We start from the raw sequence: 15,914 nt of genomic DNA, 5'->3' as shown, positions 1-15,914 counted from the left end.
CCCCCTCGGCTGGCCGTTCCGGCTTGTTGGTCAGCTCAGCGCCGCGACGGCGCCTTGCGCAATTTCCCGCTTCCCGATTTACGTTTACCACGCAGTTGGGATTTCTCAATCAGACCTTCATACTGATGCGCCAGCAGATGGCTCTGGACCTGGTTGATCGTGTCCATCGTCACCGAAACCACGATCAGCACCGAGGTGCCGCCGAAATAGAACGGCACCGACCATTGATGACGCAGGATCTCGGGCAGCAGGCAGACGGCGGCCAGATAGGCCGAGCCGATGACCAGCACGCGGTTGACGACGTAATCCAGGTATTCCTCGGTCCGCTTGCCCGGCCGGATGCCCGGAATGAAGCCGCCCTGGTTCTTCAGGTTCTCGGCCACGTCGTCGGATTTGAAGGACACGTTCTGGGTGTAGAAATAGGCGAAGAAGACGATCATCGCCGCGAAGAACACCAGGTAGAGCGGCTGGCCCGGCCCGAAATAGGCCAGGATCGTGGACATGATCGGCCCGGTCTGGTTCCCCGAGAAGGTCGAGATGGTGATCGGCAGCAGCAGCAGCGAGCTGGCGAAGATCGCCGGGATGACACCCGCCGGGTTGACCTTGATCGGCAGGTGGCTGGATTGGCCGTCATAGACCTTCATGCCGACCTGGCGTCGCGGATACTGGATGCGGATCTTGCGCAGCGCGCGTTCCATGAACACGACGAAGCCGATCACCGCGATGACCATGACGATCACGCCCAGAACAACCGGAGTCGAGATCGCGCCCGACCGGCCCTGCGCGAAGAAATTCGCCAGCGCCGCCGGGATCTCGGCCACGATGCCCACGAAGATGATCAGCGAGATGCCGTTGCCGATGCCGCGCGCGGTGATCTGCTCGCCCAGCCACATCAGGAACATCGTACCGCCGACCAGGGTGATGACCACCGATGCCTGGAAGAACAGGCCCGGATCATGGGCCAGTCCGCCTGCCTCGAGGCTGCGCGCAAGGCCGTAAGCCTGGAACAGCGCCAGCAGCACCGTGCCGTAGCGGGTATACTGGTTGATCTTCTTGCGGCCCTGCTCGCCCTCTTTCTTGAGCTGTTCGAGCGCGGGCACCATGGATGCCATGAGCTGCACGATGATCGAGGCCGAGATATAGGGCATGATGCCAAGCGCAAAGACGCCCATGCGCCCGAGCGCGCCACCCGTGAACATCGACAGGATGCCGCCGATGCCCGATTGGGCCTGTTCCATGAAGTTGCGCAGCGCGGCGCCGTCGATGCCCGGCACGGGAATATAGGTGCCGAGGCGGTAGATGATCAGCAGGCCGATCGTGAACCAGATTCGCTGGCGAAGTTCCGTGGCCTTGCCCAATGCCCCCCAAGAGAGGTTCGCGGCCATCTGTTCTGCGGCTGACGCCATATTTTCCGTCCCGTGTCATGACAGCGCCGCCGATCCGTTTCCGGGGTCCGGCGGCGCCTGGAAAACCTGTTTGCTATCTATGAGGCGCGGGCGCCCCGTTCAACAGCTTATTCCGCCGCTGCCGGCAGCGTCACCTTGCCGCCCGCCTTTTCGACCGCCTCGACCGCCGATTTCGACGCGCCGGTAACGGTGATGTTCAGCTTGGCCTTCAGCTCGCCCTTGCCCAGCAGCCGGACACCGTCCAGCTTGCGGCGCACGACGCCAGCGGCAACCAGCGCATCCTCGGTCACATCGGCCTTGGCGTCCAGCTTGCCCGCATCGACGAAGCTTTGCAGCTGGCCAAGGTTGATGACGGCGAATTTCAGCGCGTTGGGCTTGGTGAAGCCGCGCTTGGGCAGGCGGCGATAAAGCGGCATCTGGCCGCCTTCGTAACCGTTCAGGGCCACGCCCGAACGCGATTTCTGGCCCTTGATACCACGGCCAGCGGTCTTGCCCTTGCCCGAACCGGGACCACGCGCCACGCGCTTCTTGGTCGGGTTCGCGCCTTCGTTATCGCGGATTTCATGCAGTTTCATGTCGCTTCTCCTAAGCCGGACACATCCCCGAAGCGATACAGGACGGACACGGCATTTCTTGGTTATCGAGTCGGCCCATGAGATGGGCACCGCGGGTGCGTAGCGGATGGTGCGGCGCGGGTCAAGGCCGCAACATCTCCTGACCCGGCTCACATCCGGGCCGAAATGACCCCTGCGTCTTCCGGGTATCCCAGGGCATCGGCGACATCGATCGCCGTATAGAGCAAGGGCCGGGGGAAATCCGACAGCTCTTCGATGCGCCAGTCATCCCGGCGGATATGCGGGCGCGAGTTCGTCTCGATCCCCGAGCCGCGCTGCAGCGGCTGGCCGACGAAGGCGGCGAGGCCAGCGTCATCCTCTTGCCGGTCCACGCGGAAGATGATCCCGGGACGCAAGTCCAGCGCCATCCGATACCAGTAGGCATAGCTGGCAAAAGCGAGACCAAGACCGGTCTGCGGCACTTCGGAACGGCTGAAGATGTCGATGCCGAGCTTTTCCCAGATGACCATGGCGCGCCAGCCGATCGAGCGGCGGTTGTTGTTCTCGGGCAGGATCGAGCCAATCGCCGCAAGCGGGGACCGCGCAACGCAGAACAGCCTGAACTCCTCGGTGAGCGGGCCGATGGCATGGCCCCAGGGAACGCTCTCCCGCCCCGACAGGGCCATCCAGGACACGATCCCTTCCTTGCCGATCTTCTCATGCTCGACCTGCACCCCGCCCGAGCGCAGCAATGCCGCCGTGAAACCCGTTCCGCAGCGGGGATGTCCGATACCGACCAGCAATGGAAGCCTCCTGAATGCCGTTATGCCTGCCCCTTGGGGCCAGTTCTCTGCAACCTGTCGCGCAGAACGGCAAGGCATTTGCGCGCATGTTCGATCCGAAGCGGATAATAACTTCTTGATGCAACCTGCGCGGGCGGCTCCTGTTCCAGAAGTGCGAGCAACTGGCGCAGCCTTGCCCCCGAGACGGAAATCCTGTCCGGGTCCTCGCTGATCATGCAGTTGTACCAACGCCCGCCGAACCAGCGGGCCCGGTGCCGGGCATGATCCGCAATGGCGACTTTCGCATGGAGCCAGTTATGCAGGTCGATCTCGTTGAACGGCATGATATCGGCCGCGATCCCACCCGCGCCGAAAAGCGGGGCGAGCCCGTCCGTCGCGGAGTTCGCCATGCCCTTGCTGAAATCGCGCCGGGCAGCGGATATCTTGTCTTCCGGCATATGTGACCTCCGGCATCGCCTGAAAATCGGGTGGTAAAAATCGGGACGATAGCGCGTTCCCGTTGCCTGCGCAAAAACGAAAAGGCGCCCCGGAATCCGGGGCGCCGCTTTTCTGTCAACCGATCAGGATGATCAGCCGCGCTCTTCCACGATCACCGCGAGATGCGGGATCTTGGCGACCATGCCGCGAACCGCCGGAGTATCCTCCAGCTCGCGGGTGCGGTGCATCTTGTTCAGGCCCAGGCCTTTCAGCGTCGCGCGCTGGCTGGCCGGGCGGCGGATCGGCGAACCGATCTGCTTGACGACGATGGTTTTCTTCTTGGCCATGTCCTTGCCTCCTTACGCTTCAGCCGAAGCTTCGGCGGGTGCCTCGGCCGGCTTGTCGTTCGAAGGCAGGATATCCGCCACCTTCTTGCCACGGCGCTGCGCGACCGAACGGGGGCTGTTGTTGTTCTTCAGCCCGTCCAGCGTGGCGCGGATCATGTTATAGGGGTTTTGCGACCCCAGTGACTTGGCCACGACGTCCTGCACGCCCAGCATCTCGAACACGGCGCGCATCGGACCACCGGCGATGATCCCGGTACCGGGAACGGCCGTCCGCATCACGACCTTGCCGGCGCCATGACGGCCCTCGATGTCGTGGTGCAAGGTGCGGCCTTCGCGCAGCGGCACGCGGATCAGGCCGCGCTTGGCCTGCTCAGTTGCCTTGCGGATCGCCTCGGGGACTTCCTTGGCCTTGCCCTTGCCGAAGCCGACACGGCCCCGCTGGTCGCCGACCACCACCAGAGCGGCAAAGCCGAAGCGCTTGCCCCCCTTGACGGTTTTCGACACGCGGTTGATCGCCACGAGACGATCGGCGAATTCCGGGGTTTCGTCGCGGTCTTCGCGGCGGCCCCGACGATTTTCACGTTCTGCCATACGGCTTTCCTTATCAAGCTGGCGCAAAATTGCGCCGTTATCGTCAATCCAGGTGAGCCTTTCGGCCAGTTGGCCCCTTGCTCCCGGATCATCGGGGTGGCGCAGCCGCCACCCGCAGGGATCAGAACTTCAACCCGCCTTCGCGGGCAGCGTCGGCCAGGGCCTTGACTTTACCGTGGAACAGGAAGCCGCCACGGTCGAAGACGACGTCTTCCACCCCGGCCTTCTTCGCACGTTCGGCAATCGCCGCACCGATCTTGGCGGCAGCCTCGACATTGTTCTTGCCCACGACGCCCAGATCCTTCTCCAGCGTGCTGGCCGAGGCCAGGGTCACGCCATTCAGGTCGTCGATGACCTGAACCGAGATGTTCTTGGACGAACGGTGAACCGACATCCGCGGGCGGCCATTCGACATCGCCCGCAATTTGTTCCTTACGCGCAAGCGGCGCTTCTGGAACAGCTTTTGCTTTTTCAGTGCCATTTCTCGCGCCCCTTACTTCTTCTTGCCTTCCTTGCGGAGGATATACTCGCCCTTGTAGCGGATACCCTTGCCCTTGTAGGGCTCGGGTGCACGCCACTCGCGGATATTCGCCGCAACCTGGCCGACCAGCTGCTGGTCAATCCCTTCGACAACCACTTCGGTCTGCTTCGGGGCGGTGATCGTCACGCCCTCGGGCGTTCGAAATTCACCTCGTGGCTGTAGCCCAGGGACAGTTTCAGGGTCTTGCCCTGCATCTGCGCGCGGTAACCCACGCCCTGGATTTCCAGCTCTTTCCTGAAGCCTTCCGACACGCCCTGCGCCAGGTTCGCCACCATGGTGCGGGTCATGCCCCATTGCTGGCGGGCCCGCTTGGACAGGCCGCGAGGCTTGACCGAAACAGAGCCGTCTTCCAGCGCCAGGTCGACATCGTCATTCGCCGTGAAGCTGCGGGTGCCCTTGGGCCCCTTCACCTCGATCGTCTGGCCCTTGATCTCGGCCGTCACGCCCTTGGGCAGTTCGACCGGCTTCTTACCAATCCGAGACATCTGCTGCCCTCCTTAGAATACCGTGCAGAGGACTTCGCCGCCGACATTGGCGTTGCGAGCCGCTGCATCAGACATGACGCCCTTCGGGGTCGACACGATCGAAACGCCGAGGCCCTGGCGGACCTGCGGGATCTCCCGGGCACCGGCATAAACGCGGCGGCCCGGCTTCGATACGCGCGACAATTCCCGGATGACCGGGGTGCCGTCGAAATATTTCAGGCCGATTTCCAGCTCCGTATGGCCGGCATCGGTGGTCACTTCCTCGTAGCCGCGGATGTAACCTTCTGCTTTCAGCACGTCCAGAACCCAAGCGCGCAGCTTGGAGGACGGGGTGCGCACGGTCGATTTGCCGCGCATCTGCGCATTGCGGATGCGGGTCAGCATATCGCCGAGAGGATCGTTCATCGACATATCTGCCCCCTTACCAGCTGGATTTGACCATGCCGGGGATATAGCCGTTCGAGCCAAGCTCGCGCAGCGCGATCCGCGACAGTTTCAGTTTGCGGTAATACGCGTGCGGACGGCCGCTGAGCTGGCAGCGGTTGTGCAGACGCGTAGCCGAGGAATTCCGCGGCAGTTCGGCCAGCTTCAGCGTGGCCTTGAACCGCTCTTCCATCGGGCGGGACTGATCCTTGATGATCTCGTTCAGTTCGGCGCGCTTGGCGGCGTATTTCTGAACCAGTTTCGCGCGCTTCTTTTCGCGCTCTACCATCGACTTCTTTGCCATATCTTCTTCCCTCCGCGATTCAGCTGCTGAACGGCATGTTGAAATGCTTCAACAGCGACTTCGCTTCCGCGTCGGTCTTCGCGGTGGTGCAGATGATGATGTCCATCCCCAGAACTTCGTCGACCTTGTCGAAGTTGATTTCCGGGAACACGATGTGCTCTTTCAGGCCCATGGCATAGTTGCCGTAGCCGTCGAAAGCAGTGCCCTTGACGCCGCGGAAGTCGCGGACGCGGGGCAGCGCGATATTGATCAGGCGGTCGAGGAATTCATACATCCGGTCGCCGCGCAGCGTCACCTTGGCCCCCAGGGGCATCTCCTCGCGGACACGGAAGCCGGCGATCGAGTTCTTCGCCTTGGTGATCACGGCCTTCTGACCGGCGATCAGCGACAGTTCCTCGGCGCCCTGCTTCACCTTCTTGGTGTCCTTGACGGCCTCGCCGATGCCCATGTTCAGGACGATCTTGTCCAGGCGCGGGATCTGCATGTCGTTCTTGTAGGCGAACTCTTCCTTGAGCGCGGGCTTGATCGTCTCGCGGAACAGCGCCTTGAGGCGCGGCGTGTATTTCGAAGCGTCCAGCATCAGATCACGTCTCCCGTGGTCTTGGCGAAACGGACCTTCTTGCCGTCTTCCTCGCGGAAGCCGACGCGGGTCGCTTTGCCGTTCTTGTCCATCAGAGCCAGGTTCGACAGGTCGATCGGCATCGCCTTCGGCACGCGGCCGCCCTGGCTTGCCTGGGTCTGGCGCTGGTGACGGATCGCGATGTTCACGCCGTCAACGATGGCCTTGTTGTCCTTGGGCATCACCGCGGTGATCTCGCCCTGCTTGCCCTTGTCCTTGCCGGCCAGCACGACGACCTTGTCGCCCTTTTTCAGCTTGGCAGCCATTACAGCACCTCCGGAGCAAGCGAGATGATCTTCATGAAGTTCTTCGCACGCAGCTCACGCACGACCGGCCCGAAGATACGGGTGCCGACCGGCTCGCCCTGGTTGTTCAGGACAACGGCGGCGTTGCGGTCGAAGCGGATCGAGGTTCCGTCCTCGCGCTTCACTTCCTTGGCGGTCCGAACGACGACGGCCTTGCGCACATCGCCCTTCTTGACCCGGCCCCGTGGGATGGCTTCCTTGACGGACACGACGATAATGTCGCCCACCGACGCATAGCGACGGTGCGAACCACCCAGGACCTTGATGCACTGCACCCGGCGCGCGCCGGAGTTGTCAGCGACATCCAGATTGGTCTGCATCTGGATCATTTGGTTTCTCCCGACCTTTGGGGACCGGCTCTTCCGGCCCCAGGGTTTCGATTAATTCTGGTAAAGAGGTTACGCCGAAGCGGCCTCATCCGTCAGGACGGTCCAGCGTTTCGTCTTCGAGACCGGGGCACATTCGGCAATGCGAACGGTATCCCCGATCTTGAACTGGTTATTCGCGTCATGGGCGCGATATTTCTTGGACGACCGTACGGTCTTGTGCAGCAGCGGATGCTTGTAGCGGCGCTCGACCAGAACGGTCACGGTCTGATCGTTCTTGTCGCTGGTCACGCGGCCTTGCAGAATGCGTTTGGGCATGAGCCAGCCTCCTTAGTTCGATGCCGCGGCTTCTGCCGCTTTCTGGTTCAGAATGGTCCTCACACGCGCAACGTCACGGCGCACGGCGCGCATGCGGGCGGTGTTCTCGAGCTGGCCGGTGGCCTGCTGGAAGCGCAGGTTGAACGCTTCCTTCTTCAGCGAGACAAGCTGCTCTTGCAGCTGGTCCGGGGTCTTCGATTTCAGTTCCTGCGCATCCATTGCGCTTGTTCCTTTCCAACATCACCGGAGGGCCCTTGATTGCCAAGGCCACCCTGATTCCCGGTGGAGTTTCGAGATGAAGGCCAGCCCATACACCCGTGATACGCATATTGCAACAGGGTTTGCCCAGGTTTTCGAACTTGTCAGGTTCATGCGATGCTTCTACCGTATCAATGTTAGTAATTTAGTTCGGAGTACAGATCTTGGAACCCACTGTTATGATCGGCGCATCCGTTGTCGCGGCACTCGTCGGAAGCATATTCTTCATCAACGATGATAGCGACGGTGACGAGCATTCGGACCCGCAACCAGAGCCCGCCCCGGAACCGGGACCTGAGCCCCAGTTGCATGAAGGAACCGATGGCGCCGACGAGATCACAAGTTACGATCCCGAAGCGGATGAGGACGGCACCCTGTCCAGCCTGGATGGCGACGACACGATCCGCTTCGAAGAGGGTGAGGAAATCGAATGGAATATCGACTCAGGCGCCGGGAATGACGAGATCGATATCGGCTATTCCTATCGCAACGAGATTCATGGCGGCGACGGAAACGACCATATCCAGATGATCGACGGCGCCGATACGGAAATTCATGGCGACGCCGGCAATGACACGATCAGCGCCAGCGATAGCGAATATTACGATTTCGGCAACCTGTCGCTCTTCGGGGGCGAAGGCGACGATGTCTTGCAGGTGGGCAAGCTTGAGGGCGTCACCCAACTGGAGTTCGACGGTGCCGACGGCCCGGATCTGTCGGGCGGAGAGGGCAGTGACAGCTTCGATCTTTCAGTCGAGCTGGACGAGGAACTGATTTCTCTTGCCGATTTTTACGGCAATAATGACGTGGGTAGCACCGAAGGCCCTTCGGACGAACCCCGCTCGAACGATATTGGACGCATTTCGGATTTCGTCTCGGGCGAGGACAAGCTGACCATCGATCCGGTAACCCATGCCGAAGCGGCGACCTATCTGGGCCATGATATCGTCCAGTCCGAAGACGAGACATCGACCGGTATCACGTTGCATTATGCCGTAAAGGGACAGACGGATCCGGTCCTGCACGCGACCTTGTGGCTCGATGGCACGCCATCGATCGCAGAGGGCGATCTGCAATTCGTCAACCTGCCCGCCTGATCATCGGCAAAACGTGGTGCTGTCACCACCGCAGCCGCTCCCAATGGAAAAGCCCCGGCAACGCGCCGGGGCTTTATCCTTGAGCCGAAAGCGGGACGGCGAAGCGCCCCACCCTTTTACCAGTCCTGACGCTCGACGATGCGGGTCTGGATCGGCAGTTTCATCGCACCGAGACGCAGGGCCTCCTTGGCGATGGTGTCGGAGACACCGTCGATCTCGAACATGATCCGGCCGGGATGCACGCGGGCGGCCCAGAAATCGACCGAACCCTTGCCTTTACCCATCCGCACTTCGGTCGGCTTCGAGGAAACCGGAACATCCGGGAAGATCCGGATCCAGACCCGGCCCTGACGCTTCATGTGGCGGGTGATCGCGCGGCGGGCCGCTTCGATCTGGCGGGCGGTGACGCGCTGAGGCTCGGCGGCCTTCAGGGCGAAGGATCCGAAATTGATATCGAACCCGCCCTTTGCGTTGCCGTGAATCCGGCCCTTGTGCTGTTTGCGGAACTTCGTCCGTTTAGGCTGCAGCATTTTCTGTTCTCCTTACCGGGCGTCGCGGCGCGGGCCGCGCGGAGCCGGACCTTCCTGGGCCTCGGCTGCGCGACGATCGCGGGCTTGCGGATCATGTTCCATGATCTCGCCCTTGAAGATCCACACCTTGACGCCGATGATCCCGTAAGGGGTCGAGGCTTCGGCCAGCGCGTAATCCATGTCGGCGCGCAGGGTGTGCAGAGGCACACGGCCTTCGCGATACCATTCGGTCCGCGCGATCTCGGCACCGCCAAGACGGCCCGCGACATTCACACGAATACCCAGGGCACCCATGCGCATCGCGTTCTGGACCGAGCGCTTCATGGCGCGGCGGAACGAGACACGGCGTTCGAGCTGCTGCGCGATCGACTCGGCGACCAGCGCGGCATCGATCTCGGGCTTGCGCACTTCGACGATGTTCAGATGCAGCTCGCTGCCGGTGAAGTTCGACAGCTTCTTGCGCAGGGTTTCGATATCGGCGCCCTTCTTGCCGATGATGACACCCGGACGCGCGGCGTGAATGGTCACGCGGCACTTCTTGTGCGGACGCTCGATGATGACGCGGCTGATACCGGCCTGCTTGGCCTCTTTCTTGATGAAGTCCCGGATTTTCAGGTCTTCAAGAAGCAGATCGCCATATTCCTTGTCGTCTGCATACCAGCGGCTATCCCAGGTGCGGTTGACCTGGAGGCGCATCCCGATGGGGTTGACCTTCTGACCCATTACGCTTGCTCCTCGACTTGGCGCACCTTGATGGTGATTTCCGAAAACGGCTTCATGATCTTGCCGAACCGGCCACGGGCCCGCGGACGGCCGCGCTTCATCACCAGGTTCTTGCCGACCCAGGCTTCGGCGACGATCAGGTTGTCGACGTCCAGCCCGTGGTTGTTCTCGGCATTCGCGATGGCCGACTGAAGGCATTTCTTCACGTCGCCCGCGATGCGCTTGTGCGAGAAGGTCAGATCGGACAGGGCGCGATCGACTTTCTTGCCGCGGATCAGGCCAGCGACGAGATTCAGCTTCTGCGGCGAGACGCGAAGCATCTTGGTCTTCGCCATCGCCTCGTTCTCCGCCACGCGGCGCGGATTCTTTTCCTTACCCATGACGATTACTTCCTCTTGGCTTTCTTGTCCGCCGCGTGACCGTAATAGGTCCGGGTGGGCGAGTATTCACCGAATTTCTGGCCGATCATGTCTTCCGAGACGTTCACGGGGATATGCTTGTGCCCGTTATAGACGCCGAAAGTGAGGCCGACGAATTGCGGCAGGATGGTCGAACGACGCGACCAGATCTTGATGACGTCGGATTTCCCCGACTCACGGGCCTTTTCCGCTTTCTTGAGCACATAGGCGTCAACAAAGGGGCCCTTCCATACAGAACGTGCCATGACTTAACGCCCCTTCTTCTTCGCGTGACGCGACCGCAGGATATACTTGTCGGTCGACTTGTTGCTGCGGGTCTTCTTGCCCTTGGTGTCCTTGCCCCAGGGCGTCACCGGCGTGCGGCCACCCGAGGTGCGGCCCTCACCACCACCATGCGGGTGGTCGATCGGGTTCATGACGACACCGCGGACAGAGGGGCGGATGCCCTTGTGGCGGTTGCGGCCGGCCTTGCCGATATTCTGGTTCGAATGGTCGGCATTCGACACGGCGCCGATGGTTGCCATGCATTCCTGACGCACCATCCGCAGCTCGCCCGAGGACAGGCGGATCTGCGCATAGCCACCGTCGCGGCCCACGAATTGCGCATAGGTGCCGGCCGAACGCGCGATCTGACCGCCCTTGCCGGGCTTCAGCTCGACATTATGGACGATGGTGCCGATCGGCATGCCGCTGAAGGGCATGGCGTTGCCGGGCTTCACGTCAACCTTGCTGCTGGCGATGATCTTGTCGCCCACGGCTAGACGCTGCGGCGCGAGGATATAGGCGCGCTCGCCATCCTCGTAAGAGACCAGCGCGATGAAGGCGGTCCGGTTGGGATCGTATTCGATCCGCTCGACCACCGCGGTCACGTCGAACTTGTTGCGCTTGAAATCGACGATGCGATACAGGCGCTTTGCCCCGCCGCCCTTGCGGCGCATGGTGATCCGTCCGGTGTTGTTCCGTCCGCCCTTCTTCGTCAAACCCTCGGTGAGAGTCTTGACCGGGCGACCTTTCCAAAGCTCCGAACGGTCGATCAGAACCAGCCCGCGCTGGCCAGGCGTCGTCGGTTTATACGACTTCAATGCCATCTTTCTGTCTTCCGTCGCTTTGGACCAAGATGGTCCGTTTCAATCAAAAAACGCGCGGCCCCGGTTATCCGGGGCCGCAGATTCGCAGCCTACTATCAGAGTCCCGTCGAGACGTCGATAGTGTTCCCCTCCTCGAGGGTCACATAGGCCTTCTTCACATCGCTCCGGCGGCCAAGCTGGCCGCGGAAACGCTTGGTCTTGCCCTTGGTGATGGTGGTGTTCACCGCCTTCACCTTGACGCCGAACAGCGCCTCGACCGCTTCCTTGATCTGCGGCTTGGTGGCGTCATTCGTCACCTGGAAGACAACGCCGTTGTTTTCCGAGGTCAGCGTGGCCTTTTCGGTGATGACCGGCTTGACGATCACATCGTAATGTTCGGGTTTCGCGCTCATTTCAGGCGAGCCTCCAGAGCTTCGACACCCGCCCGCGTGATGACCAGGGTATCACGCTTGAGGATGTCATAGACATTGGCGCCCATCGACGGCAGGATATCCACACCCTCGATGTTGCGCGCGGCGCGGGCGAAGCCTTCGTTGACCTCGGCACCGTCGATCACCAGCACGCGCTTCCAGCCGTTTTCCTTGACGGCCTTGGCGACGACGGCGGTCTTGGCATCGGCGAGGTTCAGATCCTCGACGACCACGAGTTCACCGGCCGTGGCTTTCGCCGACAGCGCATGCTTCAGCCCCAGGGCCCGCACCTTCTTGGGCAGGTCAAAGGCGTGGCTGCGCGGGGTCGGCCCCTTGTAGACGCCACCCTTGCGGAAGATCGGTGCCTTGCGGCTGCCGTGGCGAGCGCCGCCGGTGCCCTTCTGGCGATAGATCTTCTTGGTCGAGTAGCTGACCTCCGACTTGGTCAGCACCGAATGGGTCCCGGCCTGGGCCTTGGCACGCTGCCAGCGAACGACACGCTGCAGCAGATCGCCGCGCGGTTCCAGCCCGAAGACCTCGTCGCTCAGATCGATCGACCCGGCCTTGCCCGAGTCCAGCTTGATCACATCGAGTTTCATCACTTGTCTCCTTCGGGCGCGGAGTCGTCAGATGCAGCCTCGCCACCTTCGGCCTGGATGGAAGCCTCGGCCTCCTTCAGCGCGGCTTCTTCGGCGGCAGCAGCTTCGGCTTCGGCAGCCTTGCGGGCGGCTTCTTCCTCGGCGGCAGCGGCGGCGGCGGCTTCCTCGGCCAGGCGCTTGGCCTCTTCGGCAGCGGATTTCAGGGCAGCGGGGAAGATTGCGTTTTCAGGCAGCGCCTTCTTGACCGCGTCCTTGACCGTGACCCAGCCACCTTTCGAACCGGGAACCGAGCCCTTGACCATGATCAGGCCGCGATCGGCATCGGTGCGCACGACCTGCAGGTTCTGCGTGGTCACGCGGGCGGCGCCCATATGGCCGGCCATCTTCTTGCCCTTGAACACCTTGCCGGGGTCCTGGCACTGGCCGGTCGAACCATGCGAGCGGTGGCTGATCGACACGCCGTGCGAGGCGCGCAGGCCGCCGAAATTATGCCGCTTCATCGCACCTGCGAAACCCTTACCGATCGAGGTGCCGGCGATGTCCACATACTGACCGGCGAAATAATGGTCAGCGGTGATCTCTTCACCCACATTGATCAGGTTTTCCTCGGCCACGCGGAATTCCGCGATCTTGCGCTTGGGCGCAACCGAGGCCTTGGCGAAATGGCCGCGCATCGCGGCGGTGGTCCGCTTGGCCTTGGCAGCGCCTGCGCCGAGCTGAACGGCAGTGTAGCCGTCACGCTCGACCGTGCGCTGGTCCACGACTTGCAGATTGTCCAGTTGCAGGACGGTCACCGGAACCTGGCGGCCATCCTCGAGGAACAGCCGGGTCATGCCCAGCTTCTTGGCGATAATACCGGTACGTAGCATCGAACCCCTCCTTACACCTTGATCTCGACATCCACGCCCGCGGCGAGGTCGAGTTTCATCAGGGCGTCAACGGTCTGGGGCGTCGGATCGACGATATCCAGCAGACGCTTATGCGTGCGGATTTCCCACTGGTCACGCGATTTCTTGTCGATATGCGGACCGCGCAGGACGGTGAATTTCTCGATCTTGTTCGGCAGCGGAATCGGGCCGCGAACGGTCGCACCGGTGCGCTTGGCCGTGTTGACGATTTCCTGGGTGCTGGCGTCCAGCACGCGGTAATCGAAGGCCTTCAACCGGATGCGGATATTCTGGCTTTGCATGTCACATCCCTCGAATGGGGAGTTCCAGTTGAGAGGCAGACAGAACACCACGCCCTGGCTGCGTCGAACCGTAAAAAAGCGCAGGCCGTCAAATTCCATGACGGCCCGCACCTGGACAATCGATTCTTCCATAAAACCGGAAGCCGATTGCGATGGCGGGGGTAGTGCCCTATCCCATGCCGATAGTCAAGAGCAGAAAACCATGAAATCCGGGCGGAACCCTGCCTCGCCTATCCGCCGATCTGATCGTATTTCAGCATCATGTAGCGCGCGGGCAGGTTCTTCTTCTCATCGCCCTCGTCGCTCATCAGCAGCAGATGCGGCTCATTATCGACAAGGATCGAGTCGATCGATTCCACGTTGTTGAGATTGATGATGTCGGGAAGCGCAAGCGGCTCTGGCGCAACCGCCGGATCGCCCGCCCATGACCAGAGCTGCGAATAGCGGTTATTCTCGTAGCCCTCGATCTCGTTCACGATCAGGAATGTATTCAGCACCGGATCATAGCTCAGCGCCCGGACGCCTCCGCCCTGCAGGTCCAGCAGGATCGGCGCACCGAAATCCGGTGCCGTGCCGCTTTCGAAGACCTCTTCGGGATTGGTGATGGACAGGATGACGGATTTGTCCCCGGCCATGGGTTCCCTCAGGCCGATCATCAGGTCCCCGGTCTCCCTGTAGTAAGCCAGCCCCTCGATATTCAGCCGGTCGAAATCGATCTCTTCGCCGTTCAGGTCGCGAATTGCCGAACCGAGCTCCGTTGCCGCGGCCAGGTCATCGCGCAGCGAGACATGGCTGCCGATGTCACCGACCGAATTGCCCTCGACCTTGAAGCGCAAAAGCTGCTCGCGATCGGGCTTGCGCTCTCCCTTCTTGTTTTTCGAATGCGAGGTGATCGTGTAGACATAACCCTCGTCATCGATGGACAGCCCCTCCAGATCGCTCATCTTGCGGCCGATTGCGCGGTTGATCTTGAGGTCATTCGCGGCATTTTCGACCAGGCTGCCATCGGCGGCGAGATCCATCAGGCTCATGGCGCGCGCCGCCTCGTCCTCGACAACCAGTATCCGGCCATCGGCAAGCTGCTGCACCGCCGAGGGTTCGTAGATATCGGTGAATTCGGAGATCCCGACATTGCGCAGCCGTGTCGTGGAATTGCCCGACAAGCCGGGGAAGACCCCCATGGCCGATTTGACACTGATAAAGGCAAGCACCGAGGCCAGAAGCCCCCAACGGAAAACCGTGTAGGAGATATTCAGCATCTTGAATTTGCGGTTCGCCATCTGGCCCAGCCAATACAGCTGATCGCTCATCTGATGATAGATTTCCGTCTGATCGCGCAGCAATTCCTGCATCCGCTGCCAATGCTCCTCGCGCGTCAGAAGAACGCGGTCCTCGTAGATCAGCAGGTTCAGTTCCCGGTCCCGCTGCGCATGATCGTTCCGGGAAAGGTATTCGCGCAGGTCGCGCAGCTTCGCCTGCCGGCGCCAAAGCGCCACCAGCCAGTCCCTCACCGCCGGGAACACCCCTGCCCTTTCGGGCGAAGCCGCAAGCAGGGCGAAGACGATCGAAACTGCCGCCGTGACAAGGAACACGGTTGCCGGAAACAGGAAGGCCGCCGTCGAGGAAAAGATGAACGCGCCCGAAATCATCAGCGCCGAAATGATCAGCCCGTTCAGCGAGATCATGATATTCGCCTTGGTGGCGGCCAGGGCAATGATGTCAAGCTCGGCCCGGCTGGCATTGCGGAACATGGTCTCGACGGCCTTGCGCGACCCCAGGGGCTTGTCTTCCCCCGTGATCTTCCTGGCCTGGCCGGAATCCGCCTCCTCCGATGCCGGTCCGCTGTCCTGAACGAATTCGGGCTCGATTCCCTCGCTTGCTTTCCTGCCTTTTGGCTTCTTGCTCATCATTCCTCCGGCTTCGCCACAAAATCCACACTTGTTCAAGACACTAGCCCGGCCTTGCCTGTCATGCCGGGTCAGTCTTTTTACCGGCCATTGTCTGATCGAGGCAAGTCGCGGTGATGGGGCCGTCGTCGTCCGGCAAGAACCCGCAAGCTTCACGATATCCGCAGAATATGAACAAACAGGTCAGCCTTCCGTGCACGGATCAAGGCCCGGCCGTCCTTTCATGATCGCGGCAAGGCCCATCCCGACGAAAAA

25 protein-coding genes and 1 pseudogene are annotated in these 15,914 nt (G+C 61.7%); 1 reads left to right on the top strand and 25 read right to left on the bottom strand.

The genetic code is table 11. From position 1 onward, the window contains the following. Positions 1 to 35: 35 nt before the first annotated feature. The 15 genes and pseudogenes from secY to rpmC form a co-directional block, all read right to left on the bottom strand. A complete protein-coding gene (gene secY / locus A7A09_RS13175) occupies positions 36 to 1,406 on the bottom strand; it encodes a preprotein translocase subunit SecY (protein WP_106691844.1) in 1,371 nt (456 codons plus the stop codon). A gap of 107 nt (positions 1,407 to 1,513) precedes the next feature. Beyond that, entirely contained in the window at positions 1,514 to 1,981 is a 468-nt protein-coding gene (gene rplO / locus A7A09_RS13170; RefSeq protein WP_106691843.1) for a 50S ribosomal protein L15, read from the bottom strand. 149 nt (positions 1,982 to 2,130) lie between these two features. Further along, positions 2,131 to 2,763 (bottom strand): hypothetical protein, encoded by a 633-nt coding sequence (locus A7A09_RS13165; RefSeq protein WP_106691842.1) that lies wholly within the window; start codon positions 2,761 to 2,763, stop codon positions 2,131 to 2,133. Positions 2,764 to 2,783: 20 nt separating this feature from the next. Continuing rightward, positions 2,784 to 3,200, bottom strand: coding sequence for a hypothetical protein (locus A7A09_RS13160; RefSeq protein WP_106691841.1), 417 nt, complete (start codon positions 3,198 to 3,200; stop codon positions 2,784 to 2,786). A gap of 132 nt (positions 3,201 to 3,332) precedes the next feature. Continuing rightward, the gene (rpmD, locus tag A7A09_RS13155) at positions 3,333 to 3,527 is read right to left on the bottom strand and encodes a 50S ribosomal protein L30 (protein WP_106691840.1); all 195 of its coding nucleotides are present in this window, start codon (positions 3,525 to 3,527) and stop codon (positions 3,333 to 3,335) included. A 12-nt stretch (positions 3,528 to 3,539) separates the two neighbouring features. Then, positions 3,540 to 4,118 carry a 30S ribosomal protein S5 gene (rpsE, locus tag A7A09_RS13150; RefSeq protein ID WP_106691839.1) on the bottom strand — a complete coding sequence of 193 codons (579 nt, stop codon included), beginning with the start codon at positions 4,116 to 4,118 and terminating at the stop codon, positions 3,540 to 3,542. A gap of 121 nt (positions 4,119 to 4,239) precedes the next feature. Then, positions 4,240 to 4,599, bottom strand: a complete 360-nt coding sequence (gene rplR, locus A7A09_RS13145) for a 50S ribosomal protein L18 (RefSeq protein WP_106691838.1) — start codon at positions 4,597 to 4,599, stop codon at positions 4,240 to 4,242. Positions 4,600 to 4,611: 12 nt separating this feature from the next. Next, a pseudogene (gene rplF / locus A7A09_RS13140) lies at positions 4,612 to 5,144 on the bottom strand (50S ribosomal protein L6). Positions 5,145 to 5,156: 12 nt separating this feature from the next. Then, on the bottom strand, positions 5,157 to 5,555 hold the full coding sequence (gene rpsH / locus A7A09_RS13135) for a 30S ribosomal protein S8 (RefSeq protein ID WP_106691837.1): 399 nt from the start codon (positions 5,553 to 5,555) through the stop codon (positions 5,157 to 5,159). A 10-nt stretch (positions 5,556 to 5,565) separates the two neighbouring features. Next, positions 5,566 to 5,871, bottom strand: coding sequence for a 30S ribosomal protein S14 (gene rpsN, locus A7A09_RS13130; RefSeq protein WP_106691836.1), 306 nt, complete (start codon positions 5,869 to 5,871; stop codon positions 5,566 to 5,568). Positions 5,872 to 5,890: 19 nt separating this feature from the next. Next, complete coding sequence (gene rplE / locus A7A09_RS13125; protein WP_106691835.1) at positions 5,891 to 6,451, bottom strand: 50S ribosomal protein L5; 561 nt, start codon at positions 6,449 to 6,451, stop codon at positions 5,891 to 5,893. Then, positions 6,451 to 6,756, bottom strand: coding sequence for a 50S ribosomal protein L24 (rplX, locus tag A7A09_RS13120; RefSeq protein ID WP_106691834.1), 306 nt, complete (start codon positions 6,754 to 6,756; stop codon positions 6,451 to 6,453). The genes rplE and rplX overlap by 1 nt, the downstream gene beginning before the upstream one ends. Continuing rightward, positions 6,756 to 7,124: a 50S ribosomal protein L14 gene (gene rplN, locus A7A09_RS13115; protein ID WP_089345713.1), complete on the bottom strand. Its 369-nt coding sequence runs from the start codon at positions 7,122 to 7,124 to the stop codon at positions 6,756 to 6,758. The genes rplX and rplN overlap by 1 nt, the downstream gene beginning before the upstream one ends. Before the next feature lie 69 nt (positions 7,125 to 7,193). After that, positions 7,194 to 7,439 (bottom strand): 30S ribosomal protein S17, encoded by a 246-nt coding sequence (gene rpsQ, locus A7A09_RS13110; RefSeq protein ID WP_106691833.1) that lies wholly within the window; start codon positions 7,437 to 7,439, stop codon positions 7,194 to 7,196. 12 nt (positions 7,440 to 7,451) lie between these two features. After that, positions 7,452 to 7,658 (bottom strand): 50S ribosomal protein L29, encoded by a 207-nt coding sequence (gene rpmC / locus A7A09_RS13105; RefSeq protein ID WP_106691832.1) that lies wholly within the window; start codon positions 7,656 to 7,658, stop codon positions 7,452 to 7,454. Positions 7,659 to 7,861: 203 nt separating this feature from the next. Here rpmC and A7A09_RS13100 point away from each other — a divergent pair, with 203 nt between their 5' ends. Continuing rightward, positions 7,862 to 8,794: a hypothetical protein gene (locus A7A09_RS13100; protein WP_148043662.1), complete on the top strand. Its 933-nt coding sequence runs from the start codon at positions 7,862 to 7,864 to the stop codon at positions 8,792 to 8,794. 116 nt (positions 8,795 to 8,910) lie between these two features. Here the strand turns inward: A7A09_RS13100 and rplP are convergent, their stop codons facing one another. The 10 genes from rplP to A7A09_RS13050 all read right to left on the bottom strand — a co-directional run bounded on the left by rplP (position 8,911) and on the right by A7A09_RS13050 (position 15,659). Then, on the bottom strand, positions 8,911 to 9,324 hold the full coding sequence (gene rplP, locus A7A09_RS13095; protein WP_106691830.1) for a 50S ribosomal protein L16: 414 nt from the start codon (positions 9,322 to 9,324) through the stop codon (positions 8,911 to 8,913). Between the two features lie 12 nt (positions 9,325 to 9,336). Continuing rightward, complete coding sequence (gene rpsC / locus A7A09_RS13090; RefSeq protein ID WP_106691829.1) at positions 9,337 to 10,047, bottom strand: 30S ribosomal protein S3; 711 nt, start codon at positions 10,045 to 10,047, stop codon at positions 9,337 to 9,339. Then, positions 10,047 to 10,427, bottom strand: coding sequence for a 50S ribosomal protein L22 (rplV, locus tag A7A09_RS13085; protein WP_106691828.1), 381 nt, complete (start codon positions 10,425 to 10,427; stop codon positions 10,047 to 10,049). The genes rpsC and rplV overlap by 1 nt, the downstream gene beginning before the upstream one ends. Before the next feature lie 5 nt (positions 10,428 to 10,432). Then, positions 10,433 to 10,711, bottom strand: coding sequence for a 30S ribosomal protein S19 (gene rpsS, locus A7A09_RS13080; protein ID WP_076526684.1), 279 nt, complete (start codon positions 10,709 to 10,711; stop codon positions 10,433 to 10,435). Positions 10,712 to 10,714: 3 nt separating this feature from the next. Then, entirely contained in the window at positions 10,715 to 11,554 is an 840-nt protein-coding gene (gene rplB, locus A7A09_RS13075) for a 50S ribosomal protein L2 (protein ID WP_106691827.1), read from the bottom strand. 95 nt (positions 11,555 to 11,649) lie between these two features. Next, positions 11,650 to 11,946, bottom strand: a complete 297-nt coding sequence (locus A7A09_RS13070; protein WP_106691826.1) for a 50S ribosomal protein L23 — start codon at positions 11,944 to 11,946, stop codon at positions 11,650 to 11,652. Further along, the gene (gene rplD, locus A7A09_RS13065) at positions 11,943 to 12,563 is read right to left on the bottom strand and encodes a 50S ribosomal protein L4 (protein WP_106691825.1); all 621 of its coding nucleotides are present in this window, start codon (positions 12,561 to 12,563) and stop codon (positions 11,943 to 11,945) included. The genes A7A09_RS13070 and rplD overlap by 4 nt, the downstream gene beginning before the upstream one ends. Then, on the bottom strand, positions 12,563 to 13,432 hold the full coding sequence (gene rplC / locus A7A09_RS13060; protein ID WP_106691824.1) for a 50S ribosomal protein L3: 870 nt from the start codon (positions 13,430 to 13,432) through the stop codon (positions 12,563 to 12,565). The genes rplD and rplC overlap by 1 nt, the downstream gene beginning before the upstream one ends. A gap of 11 nt (positions 13,433 to 13,443) precedes the next feature. Further along, positions 13,444 to 13,752 carry a 30S ribosomal protein S10 gene (gene rpsJ, locus A7A09_RS13055; protein WP_042247848.1) on the bottom strand — a complete coding sequence of 103 codons (309 nt, stop codon included), beginning with the start codon at positions 13,750 to 13,752 and terminating at the stop codon, positions 13,444 to 13,446. A gap of 230 nt (positions 13,753 to 13,982) precedes the next feature. Beyond that, the gene (locus A7A09_RS13050; protein WP_148043661.1) at positions 13,983 to 15,659 is read right to left on the bottom strand and encodes a Pycsar system effector family protein; all 1,677 of its coding nucleotides are present in this window, start codon (positions 15,657 to 15,659) and stop codon (positions 13,983 to 13,985) included. Between the last annotated feature and the right edge of the window lie 255 nt (positions 15,660 to 15,914).

The sequence above is a fragment of the Paracoccus methylarcula genome (assembly GCF_003007735.2).
Lineage (GTDB): Bacteria > Pseudomonadota > Alphaproteobacteria > Rhodobacterales > Rhodobacteraceae > Paracoccus > Paracoccus methylarcula.
Note: the sequence above shows the minus strand (reverse complement) of the source record. Positions and strands in the feature narration are given on the sequence as shown.

What these genes read in the sequence shown, in the direction of transcription:
- rplC (WP_106691824.1), bottom strand. Translation starts at nt 13,432, where the DNA reads ATGCTACGTACCGGTATTATCGCCAAGAAGCTGGGCATGACCCGGCTG.
- rpsQ (WP_106691833.1), bottom strand. Translation starts at nt 7,439, where the DNA reads ATGCCCAAACGCATTCTGCAAGGCCGCGTGACCAGCGACAAGAACGAT.
- A7A09_RS13050 (WP_148043661.1), bottom strand. Translation starts at nt 15,659, where the DNA reads ATGAGCAAGAAGCCAAAAGGCAGGAAAGCAAGCGAGGGAATCGAGCCC.
- secY (WP_106691844.1), bottom strand. Translation starts at nt 1,406, where the DNA reads ATGGCGTCAGCCGCAGAACAGATGGCCGCGAACCTCTCTTGGGGGGCA.
- rplN (WP_089345713.1), bottom strand. Translation starts at nt 7,124, where the DNA reads ATGATCCAGATGCAGACCAATCTGGATGTCGCTGACAACTCCGGCGCG.
- rplR (WP_106691838.1), bottom strand. Translation starts at nt 4,599, where the DNA reads ATGGCACTGAAAAAGCAAAAGCTGTTCCAGAAGCGCCGCTTGCGCGTA.
- rplB (WP_106691827.1), bottom strand. Translation starts at nt 11,554, where the DNA reads ATGGCATTGAAGTCGTATAAACCGACGACGCCTGGCCAGCGCGGGCTG.
- A7A09_RS13070 (WP_106691826.1), bottom strand. Translation starts at nt 11,946, where the DNA reads ATGAGCGCGAAACCCGAACATTACGATGTGATCGTCAAGCCGGTCATC.
- A7A09_RS13160 (WP_106691841.1), bottom strand. Translation starts at nt 3,200, where the DNA reads ATGCCGGAAGACAAGATATCCGCTGCCCGGCGCGATTTCAGCAAGGGC.
- rpsE (WP_106691839.1), bottom strand. Translation starts at nt 4,118, where the DNA reads ATGGCAGAACGTGAAAATCGTCGGGGCCGCCGCGAAGACCGCGACGAA.
- rpsN (WP_106691836.1), bottom strand. Translation starts at nt 5,871, where the DNA reads ATGGCAAAGAAGTCGATGGTAGAGCGCGAAAAGAAGCGCGCGAAACTG.
- rplX (WP_106691834.1), bottom strand. Translation starts at nt 6,756, where the DNA reads ATGGCTGCCAAGCTGAAAAAGGGCGACAAGGTCGTCGTGCTGGCCGGC.
- rpmC (WP_106691832.1), bottom strand. Translation starts at nt 7,658, where the DNA reads ATGGATGCGCAGGAACTGAAATCGAAGACCCCGGACCAGCTGCAAGAG.
- rpsS (WP_076526684.1), bottom strand. Translation starts at nt 10,711, where the DNA reads ATGGCACGTTCTGTATGGAAGGGCCCCTTTGTTGACGCCTATGTGCTC.
- rplP (WP_106691830.1), bottom strand. Translation starts at nt 9,324, where the DNA reads ATGCTGCAGCCTAAACGGACGAAGTTCCGCAAACAGCACAAGGGCCGG.
- rpmD (WP_106691840.1), bottom strand. Translation starts at nt 3,527, where the DNA reads ATGGCCAAGAAGAAAACCATCGTCGTCAAGCAGATCGGTTCGCCGATC.
- rpsC (WP_106691829.1), bottom strand. Translation starts at nt 10,047, where the DNA reads ATGGGTCAGAAGGTCAACCCCATCGGGATGCGCCTCCAGGTCAACCGC.
- rplE (WP_106691835.1), bottom strand. Translation starts at nt 6,451, where the DNA reads ATGCTGGACGCTTCGAAATACACGCCGCGCCTCAAGGCGCTGTTCCGC.
- rplO (WP_106691843.1), bottom strand. Translation starts at nt 1,981, where the DNA reads ATGAAACTGCATGAAATCCGCGATAACGAAGGCGCGAACCCGACCAAG.
- rpsH (WP_106691837.1), bottom strand. Translation starts at nt 5,555, where the DNA reads ATGTCGATGAACGATCCTCTCGGCGATATGCTGACCCGCATCCGCAAT.
- rplD (WP_106691825.1), bottom strand. Translation starts at nt 12,563, where the DNA reads ATGAAACTCGATGTGATCAAGCTGGACTCGGGCAAGGCCGGGTCGATC.
- rpsJ (WP_042247848.1), bottom strand. Translation starts at nt 13,752, where the DNA reads ATGCAAAGCCAGAATATCCGCATCCGGTTGAAGGCCTTCGATTACCGC.
- rplV (WP_106691828.1), bottom strand. Translation starts at nt 10,427, where the DNA reads ATGGGTAAGGAAAAGAATCCGCGCCGCGTGGCGGAGAACGAGGCGATG.